At 70.2% G+C, this 23,911-nt stretch carries 19 protein-coding genes and 1 riboswitch; of the genes, 13 read left to right on the forward strand and 6 right to left on the reverse strand.

Features of this window, described 5'->3' with window-relative positions; translation table 11 throughout:
- Position 1: 1 nt before the first annotated feature.
- Positions 2 to 1,432 (reverse strand): S8 family peptidase, encoded by a 1,431-nt coding sequence (locus ACSMFO_RS11540; RefSeq protein WP_436458526.1) that lies wholly within the window; start codon positions 1,430 to 1,432, stop codon positions 2 to 4.
- A gap of 524 nt (positions 1,433 to 1,956) precedes the next feature.
- Here ACSMFO_RS11540 and ACSMFO_RS11545 point away from each other — a divergent pair.
- The 5 genes from ACSMFO_RS11545 to proB all read left to right on the forward strand — a co-directional run bounded on the left by ACSMFO_RS11545 (position 1,957) and on the right by proB (position 8,449).
- Positions 1,957 to 4,989, forward strand: a complete 3,033-nt coding sequence (locus ACSMFO_RS11545; protein ID WP_436458527.1) for a translation initiation factor IF-2 N-terminal domain-containing protein — start codon at positions 1,957 to 1,959, stop codon at positions 4,987 to 4,989.
- 169 nt (positions 4,990 to 5,158) lie between these two features.
- Complete coding sequence (gene rplU / locus ACSMFO_RS11550) at positions 5,159 to 5,473, forward strand: 50S ribosomal protein L21 (protein ID WP_005158538.1); 315 nt, start codon at positions 5,159 to 5,161, stop codon at positions 5,471 to 5,473.
- A 38-nt stretch (positions 5,474 to 5,511) separates the two neighbouring features.
- Positions 5,512 to 5,769, forward strand: a complete 258-nt coding sequence (gene rpmA, locus ACSMFO_RS11555) for a 50S ribosomal protein L27 (RefSeq protein WP_003067129.1) — start codon at positions 5,512 to 5,514, stop codon at positions 5,767 to 5,769.
- Positions 5,770 to 5,879: 110 nt separating this feature from the next.
- Positions 5,880 to 7,343, forward strand: coding sequence for a GTPase ObgE (obgE, locus tag ACSMFO_RS11560; protein ID WP_038517209.1), 1,464 nt, complete (start codon positions 5,880 to 5,882; stop codon positions 7,341 to 7,343).
- Positions 7,340 to 8,449 carry a glutamate 5-kinase gene (gene proB, locus ACSMFO_RS11565; protein ID WP_436458530.1) on the forward strand — a complete coding sequence of 370 codons (1,110 nt, stop codon included), beginning with the start codon at positions 7,340 to 7,342 and terminating at the stop codon, positions 8,447 to 8,449. Before obgE ends, proB begins: the two co-directional genes overlap by 4 nt.
- Before the next feature lie 16 nt (positions 8,450 to 8,465).
- On the opposite strand, the gene ACSMFO_RS11570 is transcribed toward proB, so the two are convergent.
- Positions 8,466 to 9,095, reverse strand: coding sequence for a TetR/AcrR family transcriptional regulator (locus ACSMFO_RS11570; RefSeq protein WP_436458532.1), 630 nt, complete (start codon positions 9,093 to 9,095; stop codon positions 8,466 to 8,468).
- A gap of 90 nt (positions 9,096 to 9,185) precedes the next feature.
- Here ACSMFO_RS11570 and ACSMFO_RS11575 point away from each other — a divergent pair, with 90 nt between their 5' ends.
- The gene (locus ACSMFO_RS11575; RefSeq protein ID WP_436458533.1) at positions 9,186 to 10,460 is read left to right on the forward strand and encodes an FAD-dependent oxidoreductase; all 1,275 of its coding nucleotides are present in this window, start codon (positions 9,186 to 9,188) and stop codon (positions 10,458 to 10,460) included.
- Here the strand turns inward: ACSMFO_RS11575 and argS are convergent.
- The 3 genes from argS to ACSMFO_RS11590 all read right to left on the reverse strand — a co-directional run bounded on the left by argS (position 10,455) and on the right by ACSMFO_RS11590 (position 15,733).
- Entirely contained in the window at positions 10,455 to 12,179 is a 1,725-nt protein-coding gene (gene argS / locus ACSMFO_RS11580; protein ID WP_436458535.1) for an arginine--tRNA ligase, read from the reverse strand. The two genes, ACSMFO_RS11575 and argS, sit on opposite strands and share 6 nt — an antisense overlap.
- A 70-nt stretch (positions 12,180 to 12,249) precedes the next feature.
- Positions 12,250 to 13,536, reverse strand: a complete 1,287-nt coding sequence (locus tag ACSMFO_RS11585) for an MFS transporter (RefSeq protein ID WP_436458537.1) — start codon at positions 13,534 to 13,536, stop codon at positions 12,250 to 12,252.
- A gap of 91 nt (positions 13,537 to 13,627) precedes the next feature.
- Positions 13,628 to 15,733, reverse strand: a complete 2,106-nt coding sequence (locus tag ACSMFO_RS11590) for a RecQ family ATP-dependent DNA helicase (RefSeq protein ID WP_436458539.1) — start codon at positions 15,731 to 15,733, stop codon at positions 13,628 to 13,630.
- A gap of 161 nt (positions 15,734 to 15,894) precedes the next feature.
- On the opposite strand from ACSMFO_RS11590, the gene nadD reads away from it, so the two are divergent.
- The 7 genes from nadD to ACSMFO_RS11625 all read left to right on the forward strand — a co-directional run bounded on the left by nadD (position 15,895) and on the right by ACSMFO_RS11625 (position 22,424).
- Positions 15,895 to 16,527 carry a nicotinate-nucleotide adenylyltransferase gene (gene nadD / locus ACSMFO_RS11595; protein ID WP_073846459.1) on the forward strand — a complete coding sequence of 211 codons (633 nt, stop codon included), beginning with the start codon at positions 15,895 to 15,897 and terminating at the stop codon, positions 16,525 to 16,527.
- 22 nt (positions 16,528 to 16,549) lie between these two features.
- A complete protein-coding gene (rsfS, locus tag ACSMFO_RS11600; protein WP_436458542.1) occupies positions 16,550 to 16,954 on the forward strand; it encodes a ribosome silencing factor in 405 nt (134 codons plus the stop codon).
- Entirely contained in the window at positions 16,951 to 17,565 is a 615-nt protein-coding gene (locus ACSMFO_RS11605) for a histidine phosphatase family protein (protein ID WP_037342734.1), read from the forward strand. Before rsfS ends, ACSMFO_RS11605 begins: the two co-directional genes overlap by 4 nt.
- Positions 17,566 to 17,568: 3 nt before the next feature.
- Complete coding sequence (octT, locus tag ACSMFO_RS11610) at positions 17,569 to 18,297, forward strand: diglucosylglycerate octanoyltransferase (RefSeq protein WP_038517192.1); 729 nt, start codon at positions 17,569 to 17,571, stop codon at positions 18,295 to 18,297.
- Between the two features lie 10 nt (positions 18,298 to 18,307).
- Positions 18,308 to 19,153 (forward strand): DegV family protein, encoded by an 846-nt coding sequence (locus tag ACSMFO_RS11615; RefSeq protein ID WP_037342736.1) that lies wholly within the window; start codon positions 18,308 to 18,310, stop codon positions 19,151 to 19,153.
- Positions 19,154 to 19,299: 146 nt separating this feature from the next.
- Positions 19,300 to 20,022, forward strand: coding sequence for a ComEA family DNA-binding protein (locus tag ACSMFO_RS11620; RefSeq protein ID WP_350584819.1), 723 nt, complete (start codon positions 19,300 to 19,302; stop codon positions 20,020 to 20,022).
- Complete coding sequence (locus ACSMFO_RS11625; protein ID WP_436458545.1) at positions 20,019 to 22,424, forward strand: ComEC/Rec2 family competence protein; 2,406 nt, start codon at positions 20,019 to 20,021, stop codon at positions 22,422 to 22,424. Before ACSMFO_RS11620 ends, ACSMFO_RS11625 begins: the two co-directional genes overlap by 4 nt.
- Before the next feature lie 16 nt (positions 22,425 to 22,440).
- Here ACSMFO_RS11625 and thrC read toward each other — a convergent pair whose 3' ends face one another.
- Complete coding sequence (gene thrC / locus ACSMFO_RS11630) at positions 22,441 to 23,706, reverse strand: threonine synthase (protein ID WP_005158594.1); 1,266 nt, start codon at positions 23,704 to 23,706, stop codon at positions 22,441 to 22,443.
- Between the two features lie 13 nt (positions 23,707 to 23,719).
- A riboswitch (SAM riboswitch) is annotated at positions 23,720 to 23,853 on the reverse strand.
- Positions 23,854 to 23,911 lie beyond the last annotated feature (58 nt).

A 23,911-nucleotide genomic window follows, 5' to 3' on the forward strand; every position in this document is an offset into this window, starting at 1 on the left:
GTCAGCGGGCCGGGTTCGAGCCCGTCCGCCGGGGCGCCACCGCGGCCAGCGCGTCGACCAGGCCGTGCCCGTAGAAGCCGTTGAACCCCGCGTACCCGGTGCAGTAGGCGTCCTGCGAGCCGTCGCCGGTCAGGTCGTAGTCGGCGGGACACGCGATGGGCGTGGCCTGGGCGTCCAGCGTCCGCCGCAGCTGGCGGGCGCTGTAGCCGGGATGCTTCGAAGCGAGCAACGCCGCGACACCGGCGACGTGCGGCGCCGCCATCGACGTCCCGCACAGCGGCGCGTACCCGCCGGGAACGGTCGAAAGCACGCACTGCCCGGCCTCGCCGCCCGGAGCGGTCACGTCGATCACGCCGAGTCCGTACGAGCTGTACCCGGCCTTGACCCGCTCTTCGCTCACGGACGACACCGCGACGACGTCACGCAGACCGGCGGGCAGCGCCTGACAGCCTTCGGCCTGGCGCCGGGCACCCGAACGCGGGGACGGCACCAGCTCGGCGGCTTCGTTGGTCGCCGCCGCGATGTTGAGGGTGCCGGCCGAGGTCGCGTACTCGACGGCGCGGGCCATGACCTCGTTCACGACGCCCCGTTTGTCGTCGTGGGCGCACGAGAGCGACCACGGATCGACGAAGTAGCTGCTGTTCGTCACCGACATGCCCTGTGAAACGGCCCACATCAGCCCGCAGACGGCGGCTTCGGGGTCGGCGTACCCGCGATCGTCGATCACCTTCACCGAGGCGATCCGCACGCCGGGCGCCACCCCGGTGACCCCTTTGCCGTCGTCGGCGGCGGCGATGACCCCCGCGACGTGGGTGCCGTGCACCGACGTCGTCGCGGCCCAGTTCCGGTCGGGCGCGCCGGTCAGGCAGCCGGCCGACTTACCGGGGTCGAGGGCGTTCGCCAGGTCGGGGTGGGTGGGGTCGACGCCGGAGTCGAGGACGCCGACGACGACGTCCGGGCTGCCCGGTTCGATCGCGTGGGCCCGGTCGGCGCCGATCGCGCGCATGTCCCACTGCTCGCCGGTGCGGTCGGCGGAGGGCACCTTCGCCGGATCCGTCGGTTCGAGCTCGGCGCGGGCGGGTGCGGATCTGGCCGGTGACGTGCCGTTGGCCCGCTGCACGGCGAGCCGTTCGGCCTGCGCGCTGAACGCGGCGGCGGGCCGGACCAGCTCGGCGAAATCCCGGTCGGCCGAGGTCGCCACGGCCACGGCGATCTGCGGGTAATAGACGGTCGTGCTGCCACAGCCATCGGCGACGGCCGCCCTGGCCTCGGCTTCGGAGGTGCCCATGTCGAAGGCGACGACGTAACGCAGGGCCCGTCCCTGGGGATGACACGAGGACTCGGCCTCGGCCGTCGCGACAGCGGCGACCGAACCGCAGAGCACCACCAAGGCGCACACGGCCGCTCGCAGGGACCGCCCCAGCAGGGACACCGGACCTCCCACCGGAGAACATCGGACGACGGGGGCACCGCTGCCTACGCGTCAGTACCCCCGAGCGGCACGCTAGCCACCCTCGGCCGGGTCGACAAGCTCTCCCGCGAAGTTCGCTCGGCCGGTGGCCGCGGCGCGCCCGAGAGCCAGGTGTGTGGCACCGAGTACACCGGAGTGGGGCCGGGGTGTGGGATACTCGCGGTGGCCGCTGGCCGACGGGCACACGTGAGAGGTGGCGCTCGCGGTCTCGTGGCCCGGTGGTGTGCTGCACATCCTCCACACGCGTCGCCGCTGTATGCGGCTCGACGACGTGGCGGGCGGCCCGATGTCGCGAACGTGGCCAGCGCTCCGCCGAGCAGACCTTCAGCCGTACGCGGCGCCCGGACAACCCCGGCGCCGTCGCGGTCCGGGCAAGGATTCCCGCTGCTGGTGACCACCACGGCGGAACGAACAGAAAGGGGCCCCTGCGCGGCCGCGTCGAGCCGGTGAGAGCCAGCCGACGCGCCCGGGGGCGGAGGAGATATATGTCGAACGCGGACACACCCGCCGTCACCGGCGGGAATACCGCCACACCCATCGCAGGCCAGCTGGGCGAACTGCCGCCCCGGATCCGGGTGCACGCGCTGGCGAAGCTGCTGGGATCCAACAGCCGTGAACTGATGGCCAAGCTCGGTGAGCTCGGCGAGACCGTCCGGAGCGCGCAGTCCAGCGTCACCCGCGAGGTCGCCTTCAAGCTCGCCGAAGCCCTCGCGGGCGGAGACGAGCCCGAAACGACTCCCGTCGCCGAGACCCCGGCGGCTCCCGAGCCCGAGGTCAAGGCTGAGCCGGAGCCCGCTCCGCAGGTGGAGGCCCCCTCGCGGCGTGTTCCGCCCGCGCTGGCCGCCCCCGTGACCCCGGAGCCACCGGAGCGGACGACCAGGCCGTCGAAGGTGGCCGCACACCTCCCGGTGTTCGCCGCGCCGTCGCCGGTGTTCCTGCCGCCGGAGCCCGTCGCGGCGAAGCCCGTCCGCAAGCCGGAGCCGGCCTTCACCCAGACCGATGAGACCGCCTCCGACGAGGACGAGACGCAGACCGAGCAGGCCGAGGGCCAGGGCACCGACGAGGACGGTGACGACGCCAACGGCCGTCGCCGCCGTCGTCGCGGACGCCGCGGTCGTGGCCGGGGCAAGGGCGGCGACGAGAGCTCGGCCGACTCCGAGAACGAAGACGAGCAGTCCGAAGAGCCGCGAGCCCCGCGCAACCGTCAGCAGCGCGCGAAGGACAAGGACGCCGAGACCGACGAGGCCGGCGCCGAGAGCGCCGAAGAGGCCGCTGCGGAGTCCGAGTCGGACAATGACGGCGAATCGGACAGTGGTAGCAAGCGCCGCCGTCGTCGCCGCCGTCGCAAGGGCGGGGACGACGACACCGCCGAGGCCACCAGCGACGACCCGCCCAACACCGTCGTCCACGTGCGCCAGGCCAAGGCCGCCGAGACCGAGCGCCCCGCGCGGGACGAGGTCCGCAGCGTGCGCGGCTCGACCCGGCTCGAAGCCAAACGCCAGCGCCGCCGGGACGGCCGCGAGGCCGGCCGCCGTCGTGCGCCGATCCTGTCCGAGGCCGAGTTCCTCGCCCGCCGCGAGTCGGTCGAGCGCACCATGGTCGTCGCCGAGAAGGGCGAGTCCACGCAGATCGGCGTGCTCGAAGACGGCGTCCTGTGCGAGCACTTCGTGACGTCGTCGGGCACCGGCTCGATCGTCGGCAACGTGTACCTCGGCCGCGTGCAGAACGTGCTGCCGTCGATGGAGGCCGCCTTCATCGACATCGGCCGCGGCCGCAACGCCGTGCTCTACGCCGGCGAGGTCGACTGGGACGCCGCCGGTCTCGAGGGCAAGGCCCGCAAGATCGAGCAGGCGCTCTCCACCGGCGATTCCGTGCTGGTCCAGGTCACCAAGGACCCGGTCGGGCACAAGGGCGCCCGGCTGACCACGCAGATCTCGCTGCCGGGCCGCTTCCTGGTCTACGTGCCCGCGGGCGGCGCCACCGGTATCTCCCGGAAGCTCCCGGAGAACGAGCGCCGCCGTCTGAAGGACATCCTCAAGCGCATCGTCCCCGAGGACGCAGGTGTGATCATCCGCACCGCCTCCGAGGGCATCAGCGAGGAGGAGCTGGACCGGGACGTCCGCCGCCTCAAGGCGCAGTGGGACGTCATCAAGGAGAAGGCCGAAGCCGGCAACGGCGGCAAGAAGAACAGCGCCCCGGTCATGCTCTACGAAGAGCCGGACCTGCTGGTCAAGGTCGTCCGCGACCTGTTCACCGAGGACTTCGCCAAGCTGGAGATCCAGGGCGACAAGGCCTGGGACACCATCTACAACTACGTGCAGCACGTGGCGCCGGACCTGGCGGATCGCGTCAAGCGGTACACGGGAACCGGTTCGGCCTTCGCTGACCACCGCATCGACGAGCAGATCACCAAGGCGCTGGACCGCAAGGTCTGGCTGCCCTCGGGTGGCTACCTGGTCATCGACCGCACCGAAGCGATGACGGTCATCGACGTCAACACCGGCAAGTTCACCGGATCGGGTGGCAACCTCGAGGAGACGGTGACCAGGAACAACCTGGAGTCGGCGGAGGAGATCGTCCGCCAGCTCCGGCTCCGGGACATCGGCGGCATCATCGTCATCGACTTCATCGACATGGTGCTCGAGTCCAACCGCGAGCTCGTGCTGCGGCGGCTGACCGAATGCCTCGGCCGCGACCGCACGCGTCACCAGGTTGCCGAGGTCACCTCGCTCGGCCTGGTGCAGATGACCCGCAAGAAGATCGGCACCGGGCTGCTCGAGGCGTTCTCGACGCCGTGCGAGCACTGCAAGGGCCGCGGCGTGGTCGTCTCGACCGAGCCGCAGCGCACCGGTGGCGGCGGCAACGGTCACAACCACGGCGGTGGCGGTGGTGGCGGCAAGGAGCAGGGCTCCCGCCGGTCCCGCGGCCGGGGCAAGGGCGAGGACCAGGGGCAGGCCCAGAACGAGCCCGCCGCGGCCAAGGCCGAAACGCCTCCGCCCGCCCAGCGCGAGTCGGTGGTTTCGGCGGTCCAGGCGGTGGCCAACGCCACGAAGGCGGCCAAGGGCGAGCACACGCACGAGGTCACCGAGAACGTCGAGGGCACCGCGCTGAACGGGCACGCCCCGCAGGCTTCGGAGCCCGTGGCCGAAGCGACCGTCGAACAGGCGGCCGAGGCGGCCGCTGAGCCGGTCTCCGAGCCGGTCGCCGAGGCGCCCGCGACGGAACTCGCCGGTGAGCCGGTGACGACTCCGGACGACGAAGCTCCGGCCGTGCGCGAGGAAGAGATCGCCGTCGTCGCGGAATCGGGCCCGGAGCCCGAAGCGCCCGAGGTGCCGGTGACTCCTGAGACTGTTGTGACAGAAGAGGTTTCCGAGCCCGAGACTCCTTCCGCTCAGGAGGAGACCGAGCCCGAGGTGGACGTTCCGGCCCCGGCCGTGCGCTCCACCACCCGCCGTCGTCCGCGACGGGCGGCCTCACGGCCGGCCGGTCCGCCGGTCAAGGCGTCGGAAACGAGCTAGTGAACACCTAGGGGCACCCCGGTGTGATCGCACCGGGGAGCCCCACGTAACCTGTAGAACGGCCCGCCACCTAGAGCGGGCACCTTGCGCAGCATCTGGACCACCGAGACTTTCCTGGTGGGCCGATCACGCAAGCCCCCACCCGTTGTCGAGTAAGCAGGAGACTTCCGTGTCGGCGTACGCGATCGTCAAGACTGGCGGCAAGCAGTACAAGGTGGCCGTCGGCGACGTCGTCGAGGTCGAGAAGCTCGAAGGCGAGCCGGGTACCGAGCACACCTTCCCCGCAGTCCTCTTCGTGGACGGTGGCGACGTCACCACGGACGCCGACGCGCTGGCGAAGGTCTCGGTCACCGGCAAGGTCGTCGAGCAGACCAAGGGTCCGAAGATCCGGATCCACAAGTTCAAGAACAAGACCGGCTACCACAAGCGCCAGGGTCACCGGCAGAAGCTGACCCGCGTCGAGGTCACCGGCATCTCCAAGTAGGACTTTCTCCGGATCTTCGTCAGAAAGAGGATTGAGCCATGGCTCACAAGAAGGGTGCGTCCAGCTCCCGCAACGGTCGCGATTCGAACGCGCAGCGACTGGGCGTCAAGCGCTACGGCGGCCAGGAAGTCAACGCGGGCGAGATCCTGATCCGCCAGCGTGGCACCAAGTTCCACCCCGGCGTGAACGTCGGCCGTGGCGGCGACGACACGCTGTTCGCGCTGGCCGCCGGTGCGGTCCAGTTCGGCGAGAAGCGTGGCCGCAAGACGGTCAACATCGTGCCGTCCGAAGCCTGACATTCGGCTTCAAGCTAGACCTCTGACGAGGGGTGGGCCGGAATATCCGGGCCCACCCCTCGTTTGTTTTGTATATCCCCCTTTCTTTCGCGAGTGAATAGAGGCAAGTCATGGCGTCCCGGTTCGTGGACCGAGCGGTGATCCATCTGGCCGCCGGTGACGGTGGGAACGGCTGCGCCTCGGTGCACCGCGAGAAGTTCAAGCCCCTCGGCGGCCCGGACGGCGGCAACGGCGGCAACGGCGGCGACGTGCTGCTGATCGTCGATCCGAACGTCCACACGCTGCTCGACTTCCACTTCCGCCCGCACGCCCGCGCCGGCAACGGCAAACTGGGCCAGGGCGGCAACCGCGCCGGTGCGGCGGGGGAGACGCTGGAGATGCGCGTCCCGTCCGGCACCGTCGTGATGACCGAGGACGGCGAGATCCTGGCCGACCTCGTCGGGCCGGGAACCACCTTCGTCGCCGCCCAGGGTGGCCGTGGCGGCCTCGGCAACGCGGCGCTGGCCTCCAAGGCCCGCCGGGCGCCCGGGTTCGCGCTGCTGGGCGAGCCGGGGGAGACCCGCGACCTCGTCCTGGAACTGCGTTCGGTCGCCGACGTCGGGCTGCTGGGTTTCCCGTCCGCGGGCAAGTCGTCGCTGATCTCGGTGCTGTCCGCGGCCAAGCCGAAGATCGCCGACTACCCGTTCACCACCCTGGTGCCGAACCTGGGCGTGATCACCGCCGGATCGACCGTGTTCACCATGGCCGACGTGCCGGGGCTGATCCCGGGTGCGAGCGAGGGCAAGGGCCTCGGCCTCGACTTCCTGCGTCACATCGAACGCTGCGCCGTGCTGGTGCACGTCGTCGACTGCGCCACCTTCGAGCCCGGTCGCGACCCGCTGTCCGACATCGACGCCCTCGAAGAAGAGCTGGCCCGCTACACCCCGAGCCTCGGCGGTGACCTCGCCGACCGGCCGCGGGTGGTGGTGCTGAACAAGATCGACATCCCGGACGCCGCCGAGCTCGCCGAGTTCGTGCGCCCGGAACTGGAAGCCCGCGGCCTCAGCGTGTTCGAGATCTCGACCGCGTCGCGGCAGGGGCTGAAGGAACTGACCTACGCGCTCGCCGCCGTCGTCGAGAAGTACCGCGCCGAACAGCCCGCCCCCGAGCCGGCGAAGGTCGTGCTCCGGCCGATGGCCGTCGACGACGCGGGCTTCACCGTCGAACTCGACCCGGAGGAGGAAGGCGCGTTCATCATCCGCGGCTCCCGTCCGGAGCGGTGGATCCGGCAGACCAACTTCGGCAACGACGAAGCCGTGGGTTACCTCGCGGACCGGCTCAACCGGCTGGGTGTCGAGGAAGTACTGGCACGCAAGGGCGCCGTACCCGGCAGCCCCGTCACCATCGGCGACGTCCAGTTCGAGTGGGAGCCTTCGACCCCGGCCGGGGTCGCGGTGCACCTGTCGGGCCGGGGCACGGACGTGCGGCTGGAGAACACCAGCCGGATCGGTGCCGCCGAGCGCAAGGAAGCCCGCCGGATCCGTCGTGACGGTCCGGACGGCGTCGAAGACGAAGACGAGATGGACGACGAGTGAGCTCAACCCGGGTGGCGATCGCCGACGCGAAGCGTGTGGTCGTCAAGGTCGGTTCCTCCGCACTGACCACCGCCGGCGACGGTCTCGACGTGGCCAGGCTGGACGCCTTGGTGGACGCGATCGCCGACCGGGTCTCCCGCGGCACGCAGATCGTGCTGGTGTCCTCGGGTGCGATCGGCGCGGGACTCGCGCCGCTCTCGCTCGGCAAACGACCGCGTGACCTCGCCACCCAGCAGGCCGCGGCCAGCGTCGGGCAGCTCGCGCTGGCCCACGCCTACGCCGAGTCGTTCGGCCGGTTTTCGTTGACGGTGGGCCAGGTTCTGCTGACGTCGGACGACGTCGTGCGCCGTGCGCACTACCGCAACGCGCAGAACACGTTCACCCGGCTGCTGGCACTCGGTGCCGTTCCCGTGGTCAACGAGAACGACACCGTGGCCACCGAAGAGATCCGCTTTGGCGACAACGACCGGCTGGCCGCGCTGGTGGCGCACCTGATCGGCGCCGACGCGCTCGTCCTTTTGTCCGATGTGGACGGTCTGTACGACGGGGACCCCCGTGACGGCGCGACCCGCAAGATCGCCGAAGTCGCCGGGGAGTCCGATGTGGACGGGATCACCGTCGGCATGTCGAGCTCCGGGCTCGGCACCGGCGGCATGGTGTCGAAGCTCGCCGCCGCCCGCACCGCCGCCGGCGCCGGGATCCCGGTCCTGCTCGCCGCCGCTTCCGAGGCCGCCCGCGCCCTGACCGCCGCCGAGGTCGGCACGGCGTTCGCCGCCGCGGACTCCCGGCTGTCTGCGCGCCGGTTCTGGCTGGGTTACGCCGCGGGCGCGTCCGGGAAACTGCATCTCGACGACGGCGCGGTCGCGGCCGTCGTCCGCCGCCGTCGCTCCCTGTTGGCCGCCGGGATCACCGGTGTCGACGGCGACTTCCAGGCGGGCGACGTCGTCGATCTGGTCGATCTCCGGCAGCGGACCGTGGCGCGTGGCGTCGTGGCCTTCGACGCGGGCGAACTGCCCGACCTCATCGGCCGCTCCAGTCACGACCTGCCCGCGGAGCAGCGTCGCGAGGTCGTCCACGCGGACGATCTCGTTCCCCTGCGGCGCTAGGGGATCAGGCCCGGCGTCAGGGCGAATCGGCGAGGTGGCCGACCAGGCGCGCCAGTTGTTCGCCGTAGGCCTCGGCGAACTCGGCCGACTGGGGGTCCTGGCCGGAGACGGCCCGGACGATCCGAGGCAGCGCCAGCGCGGCACTGGACGCGGCCATGAAGATCACCAGCAGGAAAGCCGGATCGAGGTCGGCGGGGAAATCGCCCGCGGCCTGCCGGGCTCGCACGTACTCCACTTGCCGCTGGAGGAATTCGCGCTGCCCCTCGACGCCGATCGCGTCGGGGGCGCCGTCGGTCAGGTTCTCCCAGAGGAACAGCTTGGCGAGGTCGTGATCCCGGACTCCAGACCTGGCGAAGAACCGGACGACCTCCGCGAACGGTTTCTCGTGGTCGGCGACCGCGGCGTAGTCGCCGTACATCGTCGCGGTCAGCGCGTTGTACAGCCCTTCCTTGCCGCCGAAGTAGTACGAGATCAGCTGCTTGTTCACGCCCGCTTTCGCGGCGATCTCGCTGACGCGTGCCGCGGCGTAGCCCTTCGCGCCGAACTCGCCCTTCGCCGCCTCCAGGAGCAGGGCCTTCGTGCGCTCGGGATCGCGCTGGCGTTCGACGGGGGCGCGGCGAGGGCTGCGCGAGGCGGCTTCGGACATGCGGTTCAGCTTAGCCGCTGACTCTTTCAAACGAGTGGTTGACACTATCATCTGTATGGTTGATAGTTGTCGGCGGAGAGAGGAGAACCCATGACCACGAGGATCGCGATCATCGGCGGCGGAACGGGCGGTCTCTGCTTGGCGCAAGGGCTGCGCAAGGCGGGAATCGACGTGTCCGTTCACGAACGCAGCCGCACTCGGACCGAACGTCTGCAGGGCTATCGCGTGCACATCAACCCGCACGGCGCCGCAGCCCTGCACGAATGCCTGCCGCCCGAGCTCTGGCAGCGGTTCCTGGACACCACCGGCACCACGAGCGGCCCGTTCTCCTTCGTGACCGAGCGGCTGCGGGACCTGATGGTGATCGACGCCGAGCTCACGTCGAGCCCCGATCCCGCGTCGGACCATCATTCGGTCAGCCGGATCAGCCTGCACCAGGTGCTGTCCGACGGGCTCGAAGGAGTTCTGCACCACGGCAAGGAGTTCGTCGGCTATCGCCGCGAAGGCGAGGTGGTCGTCTGCGAGTTCGCCGACGGCAGCACCGTCGAAGCAGACTTGGTCATCGGCGCCGACGGGGCCAATTCCCGCGTGCGCGAACAGTTTCTTCCCGACGCCGAGCGAGTGGACACGGGAATCATCGCGATCGCGGGCAAACACCCGCTGACCGAAGAGACCCGCAAGCGTTTGCCCGCCCGGCTCACCGACGGTCCGAGCATGGTGATGCCGCGTGCCGGGGCGGGCTTGTTCACCGCGCCGCACGAGCTGGCCGGCGCCTCGTCGGTCAACGACGAAACGGCGGACTACGACCCCGTTCTGTTCGACAACACCTCGAGTTACGTCATGTGGGCGTACGCGGCGGACGACCGGCGCTACCCGGACAACCTGTCCTCATTGGACGGTGCCGCGTTGCGCGCCCTGGTGCTGGACTTGATCGAAGGCTGGGATTCCGCGTTCAAGGAACTGGTCGCCGGTTCGCCCGAGGAGGCGGTGTCCCGGCTGCCGATCTTCACCTCGAAGCCCGTCGAGCCATGGCCGACGAGCAACGTCACGTTGCTGGGCGACGCGATCCACAGCATGACCCCGTTCCGCGGGATCGGCGCGAACACCGCGCTCCGGGACGCGCAACTGTTGTGCCGCAATCTCGTCGAAGCCCGCAAGACCGGCGCGGTGCGCTCCGCGGTCGCCGACTACGAGCAGAGGATGCGTGACTACGGTTTCGCGGCGGTGCGCGACTCGGAGCGCAGTGCCCGCCAGTTCGTGTCGGAGAACCGGGCGGGCCGCACGATGGCACGAGGGATGTTCCGCTTCTTCCAGGCGATCCCTCCGCTGAAGCGCAAGGTCTTCAGCGACCACGGCGACTCATAGCCGGGCGGGAGTGGAGATGCCCAGCAGGGACAGGCCCAGCGTCAGCGTCTTCGAGGTGAGTTCGGCCAGCAGCAGTCGTGAGTCGCGGACGCCGGGACCTTCGGCGTCCAGCACCGTGCACTGTTCGTAGAACCGCGAGAAGACGACCGCGGTTTCGTACAGATAGGTGCACAGTTTGTGGGGGAGATGTCCGGCGGTCGCCGCGCCGACCGCCTCGGGGAAGCGGGTCAGCGCGAGTGCCAAAGCACGCTCCGCGGGGTGGCCGAGCAGGACCCGCGCTCCGGCGAGGTCTTGATCCGCTTTCGCCAGCACGGAACGGATCCGCGCGTTGGCGTACTGCAGATAGACCGAGGTGTTCCCGCTCTTGGCGAGCATCCGGTCCCAGGAGAAGACGTAGTCACGTTCGCGATCACCGGAAAGGTCGGCGTACTTGATCGCGCCGATCCCGATCGTCTCGGCGACCTCTTCCCTGATTTCGGGGGAGAGGTCGGCCCGGTCGTCGATGACTTCGGCGGCGTGGGAGATCGCCTCGGTGAGCAGATCGGAAAGCCGGACCGATTCACCCGCCCGGGTCTTCATGGCACGGCCGTCCTCGCCGAGCACCGAGCCGAACCCGATGTGCTCGGCCCGATGTTTCTCACGGAGCCAGCCGGCGGCCCGGCACACGGCGAACACCATCGCGAAGTGCTGCGCTTGCGGCGCGCCGACGACGTAGAGCAGATCGGTGACCTCGCGTTGTTCCGTCCAGTACCGCAGGGTCGCGAGATCGGTGGCCGCGTAGCCGTAGCCGCCGTCCCGCTTCCGCACGATGAGGGGCAGCGGATCGCCTTCCCGGTTGCGGAAACCGTCGGGAAAGACGCAGACCGCGCCGTCGCTGATCTCGGTCAGCCCGGCGGTGTCCAGGTCGTCCACGACCGCGGCGAGCAACGGGTTGTAGAAGCTCTCGCCGTAGACGTCCTCGCGCGCCAGGCCGATCCCGAGAAGGTCGTAGACCTGGGTGAAATGCCGTGTCGACTCGTCGACCAGACGTTGCCACAGCGACAGCGTCTCTTCGTCGCCGCTTTGCAGGAGCACCACCCGCTCGCGCGAGCGGGTCGCGAAGCCGTCGTCGGTGTCGAACTTCGCCCGGGCGGCCCGATAGAAGCCGTTGAGGTCTCCGATCGCGTACGGGCCGGACGGGCGTTCGTCGAGCAGATGCTCGATCAGCATGCCGAACGGAGTGCCCCAGTCGCCGAGATGGTTGTGCGGGACGACCTCATGTCCGGCGAAGCGTGACAGCCGGACGATCGCGTCGCCGATGACGGTCGACCGGAGATGCCCGACGTGCATTTCCTTCGCCACGTTCGGGCTGCTGTAGTCGACGGCGATCCGCCGGGGCCGCGGCGTCACCGGGACACCCAGCCGTGGGTCGCCGTTGAGCGCGGTCGTCCGCTCGGCCAGCCACGACGAGCGCAGGGTGAAGTTGAGGAAGCCCGGCCCCGCGACCTCCGGTGGTTCGGCGAGATCGGCGACGTCGAGCCGCGCCGCGATGTCGGCGGCGATCTCCCTTGGCGGCTTGCCGAGGCGTTTGCCCAAGCTCATCGCGAGATCGCATTGATAGTCGACGCCGCTCTGCGCGGAGACCCGCACCAGGGCGGACGGCGGTTCGAAGTCGGTGACGTGGCGAAGGGCCTTCACCACGCGTCGAGCCAATTCCTCGCTTACATCGCCGAACAACACGGTGTCCCTCCTTCGCGCTCGTCGTAGGAGCGCGAGGGTAGCCACTACCCGTGTCGTCGGCGACGGAGTTTCAGCGCAGGTCGCTGCCCTTGGTCTCCGGCAGGGTCCGGATGACGAAGAACGCGATCACCGCTCCGGCGGCCACGTACCAGAAGAACAGCGTCGACAGCCCGGCGTCGGACAGCGCCGTGAGCACCAGGGGAGCGGTCCCGCCGAACAACGCGACGGTCAGGTTGTACCAGGCGCCGATGCCCAGGCCGCGCAGTTCGGTGGGGAACAGCTCGCTCATGATCGCGGGCGCGATCGACGTCATCGCCGTGTACAGGCAGAGCCCGACGCAGAACACGACCAGCAGACCCGGCAGGCCCGGCCGGACCAAAGTGGACAGCGGGACGATGAGGATCGCGATCGCCGCCGCCCAGACGAGCAGCTGTGGCTTGCGGCCGAAGCGATCCGACAGGGCGCCCATCGGGTACTGGAGCGCGACGAACAGCGCCGTCGCGATCGACAACGCGAGGAACACGTCGACGTCGTCGGCCTTGCGGGTCTTGACCGCGAACGAGGTCAGTGCGCTGAAGAACGTGTAGTAGCAAAGGGTCGACAGCATCGAGAAACCCACGAGCTGCACGACGGCCCGCGGGTGCTCGCGGAGGGTGGTGCGCAGCGGCCGCTCGACCCGGCGCGCCGTCGACTTCTTCTCTTCGAAGATCTCGGTCTCGGCGAGACTGCGGCGCAGCCACAGGCCGATGATGCCGAGAACGCCGCCGAGCAGGAACGGGATCCGCCAGCCGTACGCCGTCAGATCCGCCTTCGACATCGTCCTGGCGAGAACGAAGCCGAGGATCGAGGCGATCAGGACGGCGGAGCCGGTCGAGATGTAGAAGAAGGCGGAGTACCGCCCGCGGCGGGCGGGTGGCGCGATCTCACCGAGGTACGCCGACGCGTTGGAGACCTCGCCGCCGAGCGACAGTCCTTGCGCCACCCTCGCGAGCAGCAACAGGATCGGGGCCAGCCAGCCGACCTGGTCGAACGTCGGCAGGAGACCGATGGCCACCGAACCGCCCGCCATCAGCACGATGGTCAGGATCATCGCGGGCTTCCGGCCCTTGACGTCGGCGAAGCGGCCGAGCAACATCCCGCCGAGCGGCCGGAAGAAGAACGCCAGCGCGTACGTCGCGAAGGTGTTGATCAACGCCAGCGCTTCATTGCTCTTCGGGAAGAACTCGCTGGCGAAGTAGATGCTGAAGGTCGCGTAGATGGTCCAGTCGAACCATTCCAGCGCGTTCCCGACGCTGGCGGCGAACAACTTCTTCACCGGGAGCCGATGCCTCAGCCGCTCCGTCGTTGCGTCCGCCATCGGCACCTCCGTACTCGCGCGTGGACGGAACCTTGCCAGAAAGTTCCCGCGCGGGAAAGAACCTGTCGAATGTCGGGATCGGGATCCTCGGTTACGAAGTGCTCGCGAGAGCGAACGGCAGAACGGCGCGAGCCCCGGCCTGGCGGAGCAAGCGTGCGGACAGGGTCATCGTCCATCCGGTGTCGATCAGGTCGTCGACCAGCAGGATCGGGCCCTCCGCCGAGGCGACCTCGGCGGCGAGCCCGTCGGAAAGGCCGAGGCGATTCCACAGGTCGGCCAGCCGCTGCGCGCTGTTCGCCTGACGCGGGGGCGGTCCCGTCGAAGTCATGGCGCCCAGGTAGTTCAGCCGCCCGATGGACGCCAGTTTCGTCGCCAGACTGTGGACCAGCTGGGGCCGGGTGGCGGACGGCACCTCCACCACCGCGACCGGACGCTCGGACCACTGCCAGCCCTTGAGCACCTCGATGCAGGCTTGGAAGACCGGATCGGGGAGTTCGGTGTCCACTGCGGACGGTCCGACGAGCTCGCGCAGCCGCGTGCCCCAGCCGACGTCGGTCACCCGCCCGACGACCTGGCCCGTTTCGGCCTGCTCGCCCGCCGGCAGCCGTCCGGAGAGCGGGACCTCCAGCCCTGCCATCCCGGTCGGCCACATCTTCCGTGGCGCGACTTCGACTCCCGGGCGACGCAACCGCTGCCGGGTGGCGTCGACGACGTCGTCGGAAATCGTGGTGTCCCAATGCTTACCGGTGCAGTTGTCGCACCGTCCGCAGGGCGTCGCCTCGGGGTCATCCAGCTGCTTCCGCAGGTACTCCATCCGGCAGCCGTCGGTTTCGAGGTAGGCCAGCATGGCGTTCTGCTCGTTGGTCCGCGCCGCGCTCACCCGCGCATAGCGTTCCTTGTCGTACCGCCACTCCTCACCGGTGCCTTCCCAGCCGCCCTTCACCCGGCGGACGGCGCCGTCGACGTCCAGCACCTTGAGGACCATCTCCAGGCGGGACCGGGACAGTTCGACGAACGGTTCGAGCGCGGGTGTCGACAGTGGACGGTCCGCGTACGCCAGCGCGTTGAGCACCTGGGTCACCCGCAGTTCGTCCGGGAAGGCGAGCGAGCCGAAGTACGCCCAGATGTCCTTGTCCTCGTGACCCGGCAACAGGATCACTTCGGCGCGATCGACGCCACGTCCGGCACGGCCGACCTGCTGGTAGTACGCGATAGGGGAGGACGGAGCCCCGAGGTGGACGACGAAGCCCAGATCCGGCTTGTCGAACCCCATGCCCAGCGCCGAGGTGGCCACCAGCGCTTTGACGTTGTTGTTCAGCAGATCGTCTTCGGCCGCCTGCCGGTCCGCGGGGTCGGTCTTCCCGGTGTAGGCGGCGACCGGATAGCCGCGTTCGGTCAGCAGGCCCGCCACGTCGTGGGCGGCGGCGACGGTGAGCGTGTAGATGATGCCGGAGCCCGGCAACTCCTCCAGATGCTCGGCCAGCCAGGCGAGCCGGGCCTGCGACGTGGGCAGCTTGGCCACCGAGAGGTGCAGGCTTTCGCGGTCCAGGCTGCCCCGCAGGACGAGGGTGTCGCCCCCGTTGCCGATGCCGAGCTGTTCGGCGACGTCGGTCGCCACGCGGTCGTTCGCGGTGGCGGTGGTGGCGAGGACCGGGACGCCGTCGGGCAGGTCCTTCAGCAGTGTCCGCAACCGCCGGTAGTCCGGCCGGAAATCGTGACCCCAGTCCGAGATGCAGTGCGCCTCGTCGACCACGAGCAGGCCGGCGCTCGCGGTCAGCTTCGGCAGGACGGTGTCCCGGAAGTCCGGGTTGTTGAGCCGCTCCGGGCTCACCAGCAGGACATCGACCTCGCCGGCCGCGATCGCGGCCTGGACCTGATCCCACTCCTGCGGGTTCGCGGAGTTCATCGTCGCCGCGTGGATGCCCGCCCTCGCCGCCGCGGAGATCTGGTTGCGCATCAGCGCGAGCAGCGGCGAGATGATCACGGTCGGGCCGTTGCCCCGCTCCCGCAGCAACGCGGTGGCCAGGAAGTACACCGCGGACTTGCCCCATCCGGTGCGCTGCACGACGAGCGCGCGACGGCGGTGCGCGACCAGCGCCTCGATGGCCGTCCACTGGTCGTCACGCAGCCGGGCGCCCTCGCCCGCCAGCGACTGGAGGAGGGTCTCGGCGCGATCCCGGAGAGTCGATGTGTCCACGTCCCCACCTCTACCCCATGCCACCGACGAAGTCGCGACCGGGAAGTCGTGAACGGACCGTTCATCCATGGAACCGACTGTAATGTGATCCAGATCACGCCTGTTCGCTGGGTCCGGCGACCCGAGCGTGGAGCCTCGCGCGCTGTATAGGCTCACGACCCATGTCACCACGCAGGATCGGGGTCATGGGCGGCACGTTCGACCCCATTCACCACGGGCACCTCGTCGCGGCCAGTGAGGTCCAGTCGCGGTTCGCGCTCGACGAGGTCATCTTCGTGCCCACCGGTCAGCCGTGGCAGAAGTCCGACCGGGTGGTCACCCGCGCCGAGGACCGCTATCTGATGACGGTGATCGCCACGGCGTCGAACCCCGTCTTCTCGGTCAGCCGCGTCGACATCGACCGCGTCGGGCAGACCTACACCGTCGACACTCTGCGCGACCTGCGCGCGGAGTACCCGGACGACCAGCTGTTCTTCATCACCGGCGCGGACGCGCTCGAACAGATCCTCACCTGGCGCAACGCCGACGAGCTGTTCGACCTCGCGCATTTCATCGGCGTCACCAGGCCGGGTTACCGCCTCAACTCGCAGCATCTGCCGAGCGGGAAGGTGAGCCTGGTCGAGGTGACCGCGATGGCGATCTCGTCCACCGCGTGCCGTGAACGAGTCGAAGGCGGGGAGCCTGTCTGGTACCTCGTCCCTGACGGCGTAGTGCGCTACATCGCCAAAAAGGACCTCTATCGCAAAGACCGGGGTTCCCCACCGGGTACCCTCGTCGGGCGCACCCGCGAGTAAAGCCATCTGTTTGAGGAGAACTGTGACAGCCACGTCCGAGGCACGAGAGCTGGCCGTAGCGGCCGCCCATGCGGCGGCGGACAAGAAGGCGAGCGACGTGGTCGTGCTGGACGTGTCCGACCAGCTTGTCATCACCGACGCCTTCGTCATCGCGTCCGCGCCCAACGAACGCCAGGTCGGCGCCATCGTCGACAACGTCGAGGAGCAGCTGCGGCTCAACGGGCACAAGCCCGTCCGCCGTGAGGGCGCCCGCGAGGGCCGTTGGGTCCTGCTGGACTACGTCGACGTCGTCATCCACGTCCAGCACCAGGAGGAACGCTCCTTCTACGGTCTCGAGCGGCTCTGGAAGGACTGCCCGCGGATCGAGGTCGCCGGTCTGGAGACACCCGCCGAGGAGGACCCCGCCGACGCGCAAGGCGCCTCGTGAGCCCGCGGCGGCTGGTGCTCTGGCGCCACGGCGAGACCGATTACAACGCGGCGGGCCGGATGCAGGGGCATCTGGACTCCGCGCTGACCCAGGTCGGCTGGAACCAGGCCAGGTTCGCCGTTCCCGCGCTCGCCCGGTTCTCCCCGGATCTGGTGATCGCCTCGGATCTGCGCCGCGCGACCGACACGGCCACGGTGCTCACCGAGGCCATCGGCGTCCCGTTGCGCATCGACAAGCGCCTGCGGGAAACCCATCTGGGTGAATGGCAGGGCTTCACCGGCCAGCAGGTCGACGAGGCGTATCCCGGCGAACGTGCCCGCTGGCGCGTCGACGCGACCTGGGCGCCGCCCGGCGGCGAGTCACGGGTCGACGTCGCCGAGCGCGCGCTGGAGGTCGTCGCGGACCTGGATCAGGCCAATTCCGACGCCGGCGACGCGGTACTGCTGGCCACGCACGGCGGCTTGATCATCGCGCTGACCGCGAAACTGCTCGGCCTGCCGGTCGAGTCGTGGCCGTCGCTGGGCGGGATCGCGAACTGCCACTGGGTCGAGCTGACCAGGCGTGACGGCAACTGGCGCCTGGCCGCCTACAACGCGGGAATCACCGGCTGATCCATGGCCCCGCGCCTGCTCGTGTTCGGCGATTCCCTCAGTTTCCACGGCCCGGACGGCCCGCACGCCGCCGACGACGCGCGCCTGTGGCCCAATGTCGCCGCCGAAGCGCTCGGTGGAGGTGGCGTGGATCTCGTCGCCGGGTTCGGCTGGACCGCCCGTGACGCCTGGTGGTCGCTGATCGGCGACCCGCGGGTCTGGGCGGACCTCCATCATGTCGACGCCGTCGTCTTGGCCGTCGGGAGCATGGACACGCTGCCCTCGCCGCTGCCCACCTACCTGCGCACCGGACTGCGGTACCTGCGGCCCGACCCGCTGCGGCGAGTGGCGCGCAAGGCGTATCTCGCCGCCCAGCCGCGGCTCGCGATCGCATTTCGAGGACGTCCGGCGGTCCTGCCGTCGAAGCTCACGGTCCAGTACCTCGACACCGCCGTCGGGGCCTTACGGGCGCTGCGACCGGACCTGCCGATCTTCGGCATCCTGCCGTCCGTCCACCGGTCCGACGCCTACGGCCGCGTGCACACCGCCCGCGCCGGTGCCGCCGCCGCGATCGCCGCGTGGGGTCGTCGCGCGGACGTCCCGCTGCTGGATCTCGGAGCCGTCGTCGGCGACCACGTGCTGAGCGGACGGGGCAATCCGGACGGGATGCACTGGGGGTGGGAAGGACATGCCGCCGTCGGCGCGGAAATGGCCCGCCTGATGGCCCCGGTGCTCCGCCCCTCGGCAACGTAGGCTGGCTGCCGTGTCGGTCGCCGTAGTCACGGATTCCACCGCCCACCTGCCGGAAGGCTTCGCCGAACGGAACGGGATCCGGGTGGTCCCGTTGCATGTCCTCGTGGACGGCGTCGTCTTCCTCGACGGCGTCGAGATGGGGCCCGCGGCCCTGGCCGAGGCGCTCGGCAAACGCAGCCTGGTGACGACCTCCCGGCCGACACCCGCCGAGTTCGTCAAGGAGTTCCGGGCGGCGCTGGCCGAGGGCGCGGACGCCGTCGTGTCGGTCCACCTGTCCCGGGAGCTGTCGGGGACCTGGGAGGCGGCGGTACTCGCGGCCCAGGAGGTCGGACCGGACAAGGTGCGCGTGGTCGATTCGCGCAGCACCGCGATGGGGCTCGGGTTCGCCGCGTTGCGCGCGGCGGGCGCCGCCGCGGACGGAGCGGATCCGGCCGAGGTGGAGGCGGCCGCGGTCGACGCGGTGAGCCGCTCGGAGACCCTGTTCGCCGTCGAGACCCTGGAATACCTGCGCCGCGGCGGACGGATCGGCCCCGCGGCCGCCCTGCTCGGCACGGCGCTTGCGGTGAAACCGGTACTCCACATGTCCGAAGGCCGGATCCAGCCTCTGGAAAAGGTGCGGACGATGAATCGCGCGGTGGCGCGGCTGGTCGAACTCGCCGTCAAGGCGGCCGAAGGCGGGCTCGCCGACATCGCCGTCCACCACCTGGCTTCGCCCGAGCGCGCCGTCGAGCTGGCCAACCGGCTCGAGGAGTCGATCGACTGCCCGGAAGGGTGCGTGGTCTCGGAAATCGGCGCCGTCATCGGGGCCCACACCGGACCCGGTGTGCTCGGTGTGGTGATCCAGCGAGCGGGTTAGGGAAACCCGCCAGCGTCCCATACGGTCCCGACGGAAAACGGTGATCCGGCCTCGGCCGCGGCCGAGTTGTCCACAACACCCCACTTGTCCACAGCCTCGGGATTCTCCACTGCCGCCCGCCGTCCCCGCTCCGTAGCGTCGTTCACGTGTTCGACCAAACCGCCCGGTCACCGGGTCCCTCCGTCAACGCCAGGCTGGCGTGGCTGGCCGCGCAGCTGTCGTCGCCCACCCAGGGCCCGCCCGCGGGCAGGCTCGTACGCCGCTGGGTGCCAGCCCGGTTCACGGCGGACGGGATTCCGGTGAACCGACGGTGGTTCGCCGTGGTGGCCGTGCTGATCGCGGTGGCCGTGATCGTGGCCGGAGCGATCGCCTTGTTCGGACACCGGCCAGGGGCGGAAACCGTGCCGCCCCTGCCGTCGGCGAAGGCCGCCGGAGACGTTCCCGCCGCGGCGGGCAAGGCGCCTCTGGTGGTCAGCGTCGTCGGCCGGGTACTCAGACCCGGCCTGGTCACGATCCCTCCGGGCGCACGGGTCGCCGATGCTCTCACAGCGGCCGGTGGGGCACAGCCCGGAACGGATCTGACCGGAGTGAATCTGGCCCGGCGGCTCACCGACGGTGAGCAGGTGGCCGTCGGTGTCCCCGTTCCGGCCGCGGCCGGAACGGCGGCACCGGCGGGGAAGCTCGACCTGAACACGGCCACGGCCGAGCAACTCGACACGCTGCCCGGGGTCGGCGAGGTGATGGCGAAACGCATCATCGACTGGCGGTCCGGGCACGGCGGGTTCACCACCGTCGAGCAACTCCGTGACGTAGAAGGGATCGGCGAAAGCAAGTATCGAAAATTCCGGGAATTGGTGTCCGTCGGATGAACCCGTCCGCCGATCCGTCCGAAGTGGACACCGCGTCGTGGCGAGGTCAAGACCTGCGGCTGTTACCGGCCGCGGCGACGGCCTGGCTCGGCACTCTTTCCGGACTTCTCGCCGGCTGGTGGATCACGATGCTCTGCGGTGCGGCCGCCGTGGTGCTCGCGATCATCGCCGGTGTCCGTGCCCGCCGGACGGCGTCCCGGTGGGTGGCGGGCCTGGGTGCCCTGGCGGTCCTCGGCGTGCTCACCGCCGGCCCGGTGGCGCTGCGGATCCGGGCCGCCGAGCACGACGACCTCCGTGCCGCCGCCGCACGGGGGAGCGACGCCACCACGAGGGTGGTGGTCACCGAGCGGCCACGTCCGGTCCGCGGTGCCGGATACGCCGATCGCCGGGCGGGCACCCGCCTGGTGGTCATCGCCGCGACGGTGGACGCCGCGGTGACGGGTGAGCGGGCGGTGGATTCGGCCGGCCGGATCCTCCTGCTCGCCCCCGCCGAGGGGTGGAAGGACCTGCTGCCCGGGCAGCAGGTCACCGCCTCCGGGCGGCTCGCGCCGGCGAAGGGGGCCGAATTGACTGTCGCGGTCCTCTCGGTGCGAGGTCCACCGTCGAACGCCGGACCGGCGCCCTGGTGGCAGCGAGCCGCGGAATCGCTGCGCACCGGGCTCCGGGAGCTTTGCGCCGTCCTCCCGGAGGAAGAGGCCGGTCTCGTGCCCGGACTGGTCGTGGGGGACACGAGCACGCTCTCCCCGAGGGTGGAACACGAGTTCACCGACTCCGGCATGTCCCACCTGATGGCCGTGAGCGGTGGGAACGTGGCGATCGTCTGCGGCTCGATCCTCCTGCTGCTGAGAGTGCTCCGGGTCGGGCCGCGGACTTCCGCCACCGCGGCCGCCGTGGGGCTGGCCGGGTTCGTGGTCCTCGCCGGGCCCGCGCCCAGCGTGCTCCGCGCCGGGGTGATGGGGGCGGTCGGGCTGCTGGCGCTGGCACTGGGGCGCCGGGGTTCGGCGCTGCCCGCGCTGGCGTTCGCGGTGGCCGGGCTCGTGGTGGCGGATCCGGCGATGGCCGCCGACTTCGGGTTCGCGCTTTCGGTGCTCGCCACAGCCGGGCTCGTACTGCTGGCGCCGAAATGGGCGGAGTGGCTGGTCGGACGCGGTGTTCCGGCCGGCTACGCCGAGGGGCTGGCCATCCCGCTGGCAGCGTTCGTGATGACGGCGCCGGTCATCGCGGGCATGGCGGGATCGGTCAGCCTCGTCTCGGTGCTGACCAACGTGCTCGCCGCGCCGGTGGTCGCCCCGGCCACCGTGTTCGGCGTGCTCGCCACCGCCGTCGGACCGTGGTGGCCGTCGGCGGGCCGGCTGCTGGTCCGGTTGACCGAACCCGAGGCGAGCTGGCTCATCACCGTGGCCCGCCACGGCGCCCGGGCCCCGGGAGCCGTCGTGGACTGGCCGGATGGCTGGTGGGGCGGACTTTTGGCGGCCGGACTGCTCGCCGTGCTGCTCGTCGTCATCCGGTTGCGGCACGGCCGGATCCTGCTGGCGATCGCGTTGGCCACCGGGCTGGTCGTCTTCGTACCGGTGCGGGTGCTGGCACCGGCGTGGCCACCGCCGGCGTGGAACGCCGTCGCCTGTGACGTCGGACAGGGCGATGCCGTCGTCCTCGCCACGGGTGAGCAGGGGAGGGCCGTCCTGGTCGACACCGGGCCGGAACCGGGACCGGTGGACGAATGCCTGAACAGGCTCGGTGTGGACCGCGTGCCGCTGATCGTATTGAGTCATCTGCACGCCGACCACATCGGAGGTCTCGGATCCGTCTTCGAGGGCCGGTCGGTCGGAGCGGTCGCCGTCGGCCCGGGACGGGCTCCGGCGTGGGCGTGGCAGCAGGTCGCGGACGAGACGGCGCGCCGCGGGATTCCCTTGCTGGAGCTGGAGATCGGACAACGGCTGGAATTGCAGGCGTTGTCACTCGACGTTCTGGGGCCGCGTTATGTCACCCGGCGCTCGGTCCGTGAACAGGACGGCACGGTGATCAACAACGGTTCGGTCGTCCTGCGTGCCGGGACCCCGGCGGGCCGGTTGCTGCTGACAGGCGACATCGAGCTCGCCGCGCAGTCCGACCTGATGGCCGAGGGTGCCGATCTGCGTGCCGAGATCTTGAAGGTCCCGCATCACGGAAGTCGTTACACGGCACCGGATTTCCTCAACGCCGTGGCCCCGCGGGCCGCGCTCGTGAGCGTCGGTGCTGGAAACACCTACGGTCATCCGAACAAGTCCACTTTGGACAGCCTGGTGGCCGTCGGCGCGTCGGTCGCCAGGACGGACACGGACGGCGACACCGCGGTGGTCGCCGACGCGCGAGGCATCGCCCTGGTACGCCGGGGTGAGCCCCGTGGCCCGCCTCGTTCCTGAGGCGGGCCACGGGAACTCAGATACCGAGAGCCTCGCGGACCGCGTCGGCCGAGGCGCTGACGGTGGCCTTCGGGCCGATCTTGTCCTCGACGGCGTCGAGGGTCTTGAGGCCGTCGCCGGTGATCAGCAGGACGATCTCCTCGTCCGGGTTGAGCTTGCCGGTCTCGATGAGCTTCTTGGCCGTCGCGACGGTCACGCCGCCCGCGGTCTCGGTGAAGATGCCCTCGGTGCGGGCGAGCAGCCGGATACCCTCGACGACCTCTTCGTCGGTGACGTCTTCGATCGCGCCGCCGGTGCGGTTGACCACGTCGAGCACGTAGGGGCCGTCGGCCGGGTTCCCGATCGCCAGCGACCGGGCGATCGTGTCCGGCTTGACCGGCTGGACGACGTCGTGACCGGCGCGGAAGGCCGCCGAGACGGGGGAGCAGCCGGTGGCCTGCGCGCCGAACACCTTGTACGGCGTCTCGTCGACGAGGCCGAGCTGACCGAACTCGCGGAAACCCTTGTCCACCTTGGTGAGCTGGGAACCGGAGGCGATCGGCACCACGATCTGGGAGGGAAGCCGCCAGCCGAGCTGTTCGGCGACCTCGAAGGCCAGCGTCTTGGAACCTTCCGAGTAGTAGGGCCGGACGTTCACGTTGACGAACGCCCAGCTCTCCTGCTCGGCGGCGAGCTGGGTGGCGAGCCGGTTCACGTCGTCGTAGTTGCCGTCGACCGCGATCAGGTCACCGTCGTACACGGCGGTGGTGAGGATCTTGGCGCGTTCGAGGGTCTTCGGGATCAGGACGACCGACCGCCAGCCCGCGCGGGCCGCCGCGGCGGCGACGGCGTTGGCCAGGTTGCCGGTCGACGGACAGGCCAGCACGTCGAACCCGAATTCGCGGGCGGCGGCCAGCGCGACGGCGACCACGCGGTCCTTGAACGAGTGGGTGGGGTTCCCGGTGTCGTCCTTGACCCAGACCTTCTTGACGCCCAAGGCTTTCGCGAGCCTGTCGGCCTGGATGAGCCGGGTGGCGCCGGGTTCGGTGTTGGGGATCTCTTCGACGTTCGACGGAACGGGAAGGAGCTTCTTGTAGCGCCAGATGTTCTTCGGTCCGGCTTCGATGTCCTCGCGGCGCACGCGGCCGAAGTCGTAGGCGACCTCGAGCGGCGAGAAGTCCTCGGCGGAAACGAATTCGGGGGCGAGCGGCTGCCGGTGTCCCTCTTCCTTCGACACCAGTTCGACGGCCGGTCCGAGATCCGGGGTCTTGGTGGTGGAGGTCGTGCCGAGGGTTGCGGTCATCGCGAGGTTCCTTTCCTCATCTGCCCCGCCGGTGGCGGGCCGGAATTGGCACCGTGTTCGTCAGCTATCCCGCGATCGCGGGATGACAGGCTGACGCCGGTTGCCGGGGCTTCATCGGGCCGTTCCCTCTGCCCCTCTGGATGAGCGGTATTCGATTGTCGGCACGCGTGTCATCGCGTCGCCTCGCCAACACCGTACGACATGA

The organism is Amycolatopsis sp. w19, assembly GCF_051373225.1.
GTDB classification, from domain to species: domain Bacteria; phylum Actinomycetota; class Actinomycetes; order Mycobacteriales; family Pseudonocardiaceae; genus Amycolatopsis; species Amycolatopsis japonica.

Coding starts and splice junctions, on each gene's coding strand:
- ACSMFO_RS11545 (WP_436458527.1), top strand. CDS start 1,957: ATGTCGAACGCGGACACACCCGCCGTCACCGGCGGGAATACCGCCACA.
- rpmA (WP_003067129.1), top strand. CDS start 5,512: ATGGCTCACAAGAAGGGTGCGTCCAGCTCCCGCAACGGTCGCGATTCG.
- obgE (WP_038517209.1), top strand. CDS start 5,880: ATGGCGTCCCGGTTCGTGGACCGAGCGGTGATCCATCTGGCCGCCGGT.
- ACSMFO_RS11570 (WP_436458532.1), bottom strand. CDS start 9,095: ATGTCCGAAGCCGCCTCGCGCAGCCCTCGCCGCGCCCCCGTCGAACGC.
- ACSMFO_RS11575 (WP_436458533.1), top strand. CDS start 9,186: ATGACCACGAGGATCGCGATCATCGGCGGCGGAACGGGCGGTCTCTGC.
- ACSMFO_RS11585 (WP_436458537.1), bottom strand. CDS start 13,536: ATGGCGGACGCAACGACGGAGCGGCTGAGGCATCGGCTCCCGGTGAAG.
- nadD (WP_073846459.1), top strand. CDS start 15,895: ATGTCACCACGCAGGATCGGGGTCATGGGCGGCACGTTCGACCCCATT.
- octT (WP_038517192.1), top strand. CDS start 17,569: ATGGCCCCGCGCCTGCTCGTGTTCGGCGATTCCCTCAGTTTCCACGGC.
- ACSMFO_RS11625 (WP_436458545.1), top strand. CDS start 20,019: ATGAACCCGTCCGCCGATCCGTCCGAAGTGGACACCGCGTCGTGGCGA.
- thrC (WP_005158594.1), bottom strand. CDS start 23,706: ATGACCGCAACCCTCGGCACGACCTCCACCACCAAGACCCCGGATCTC.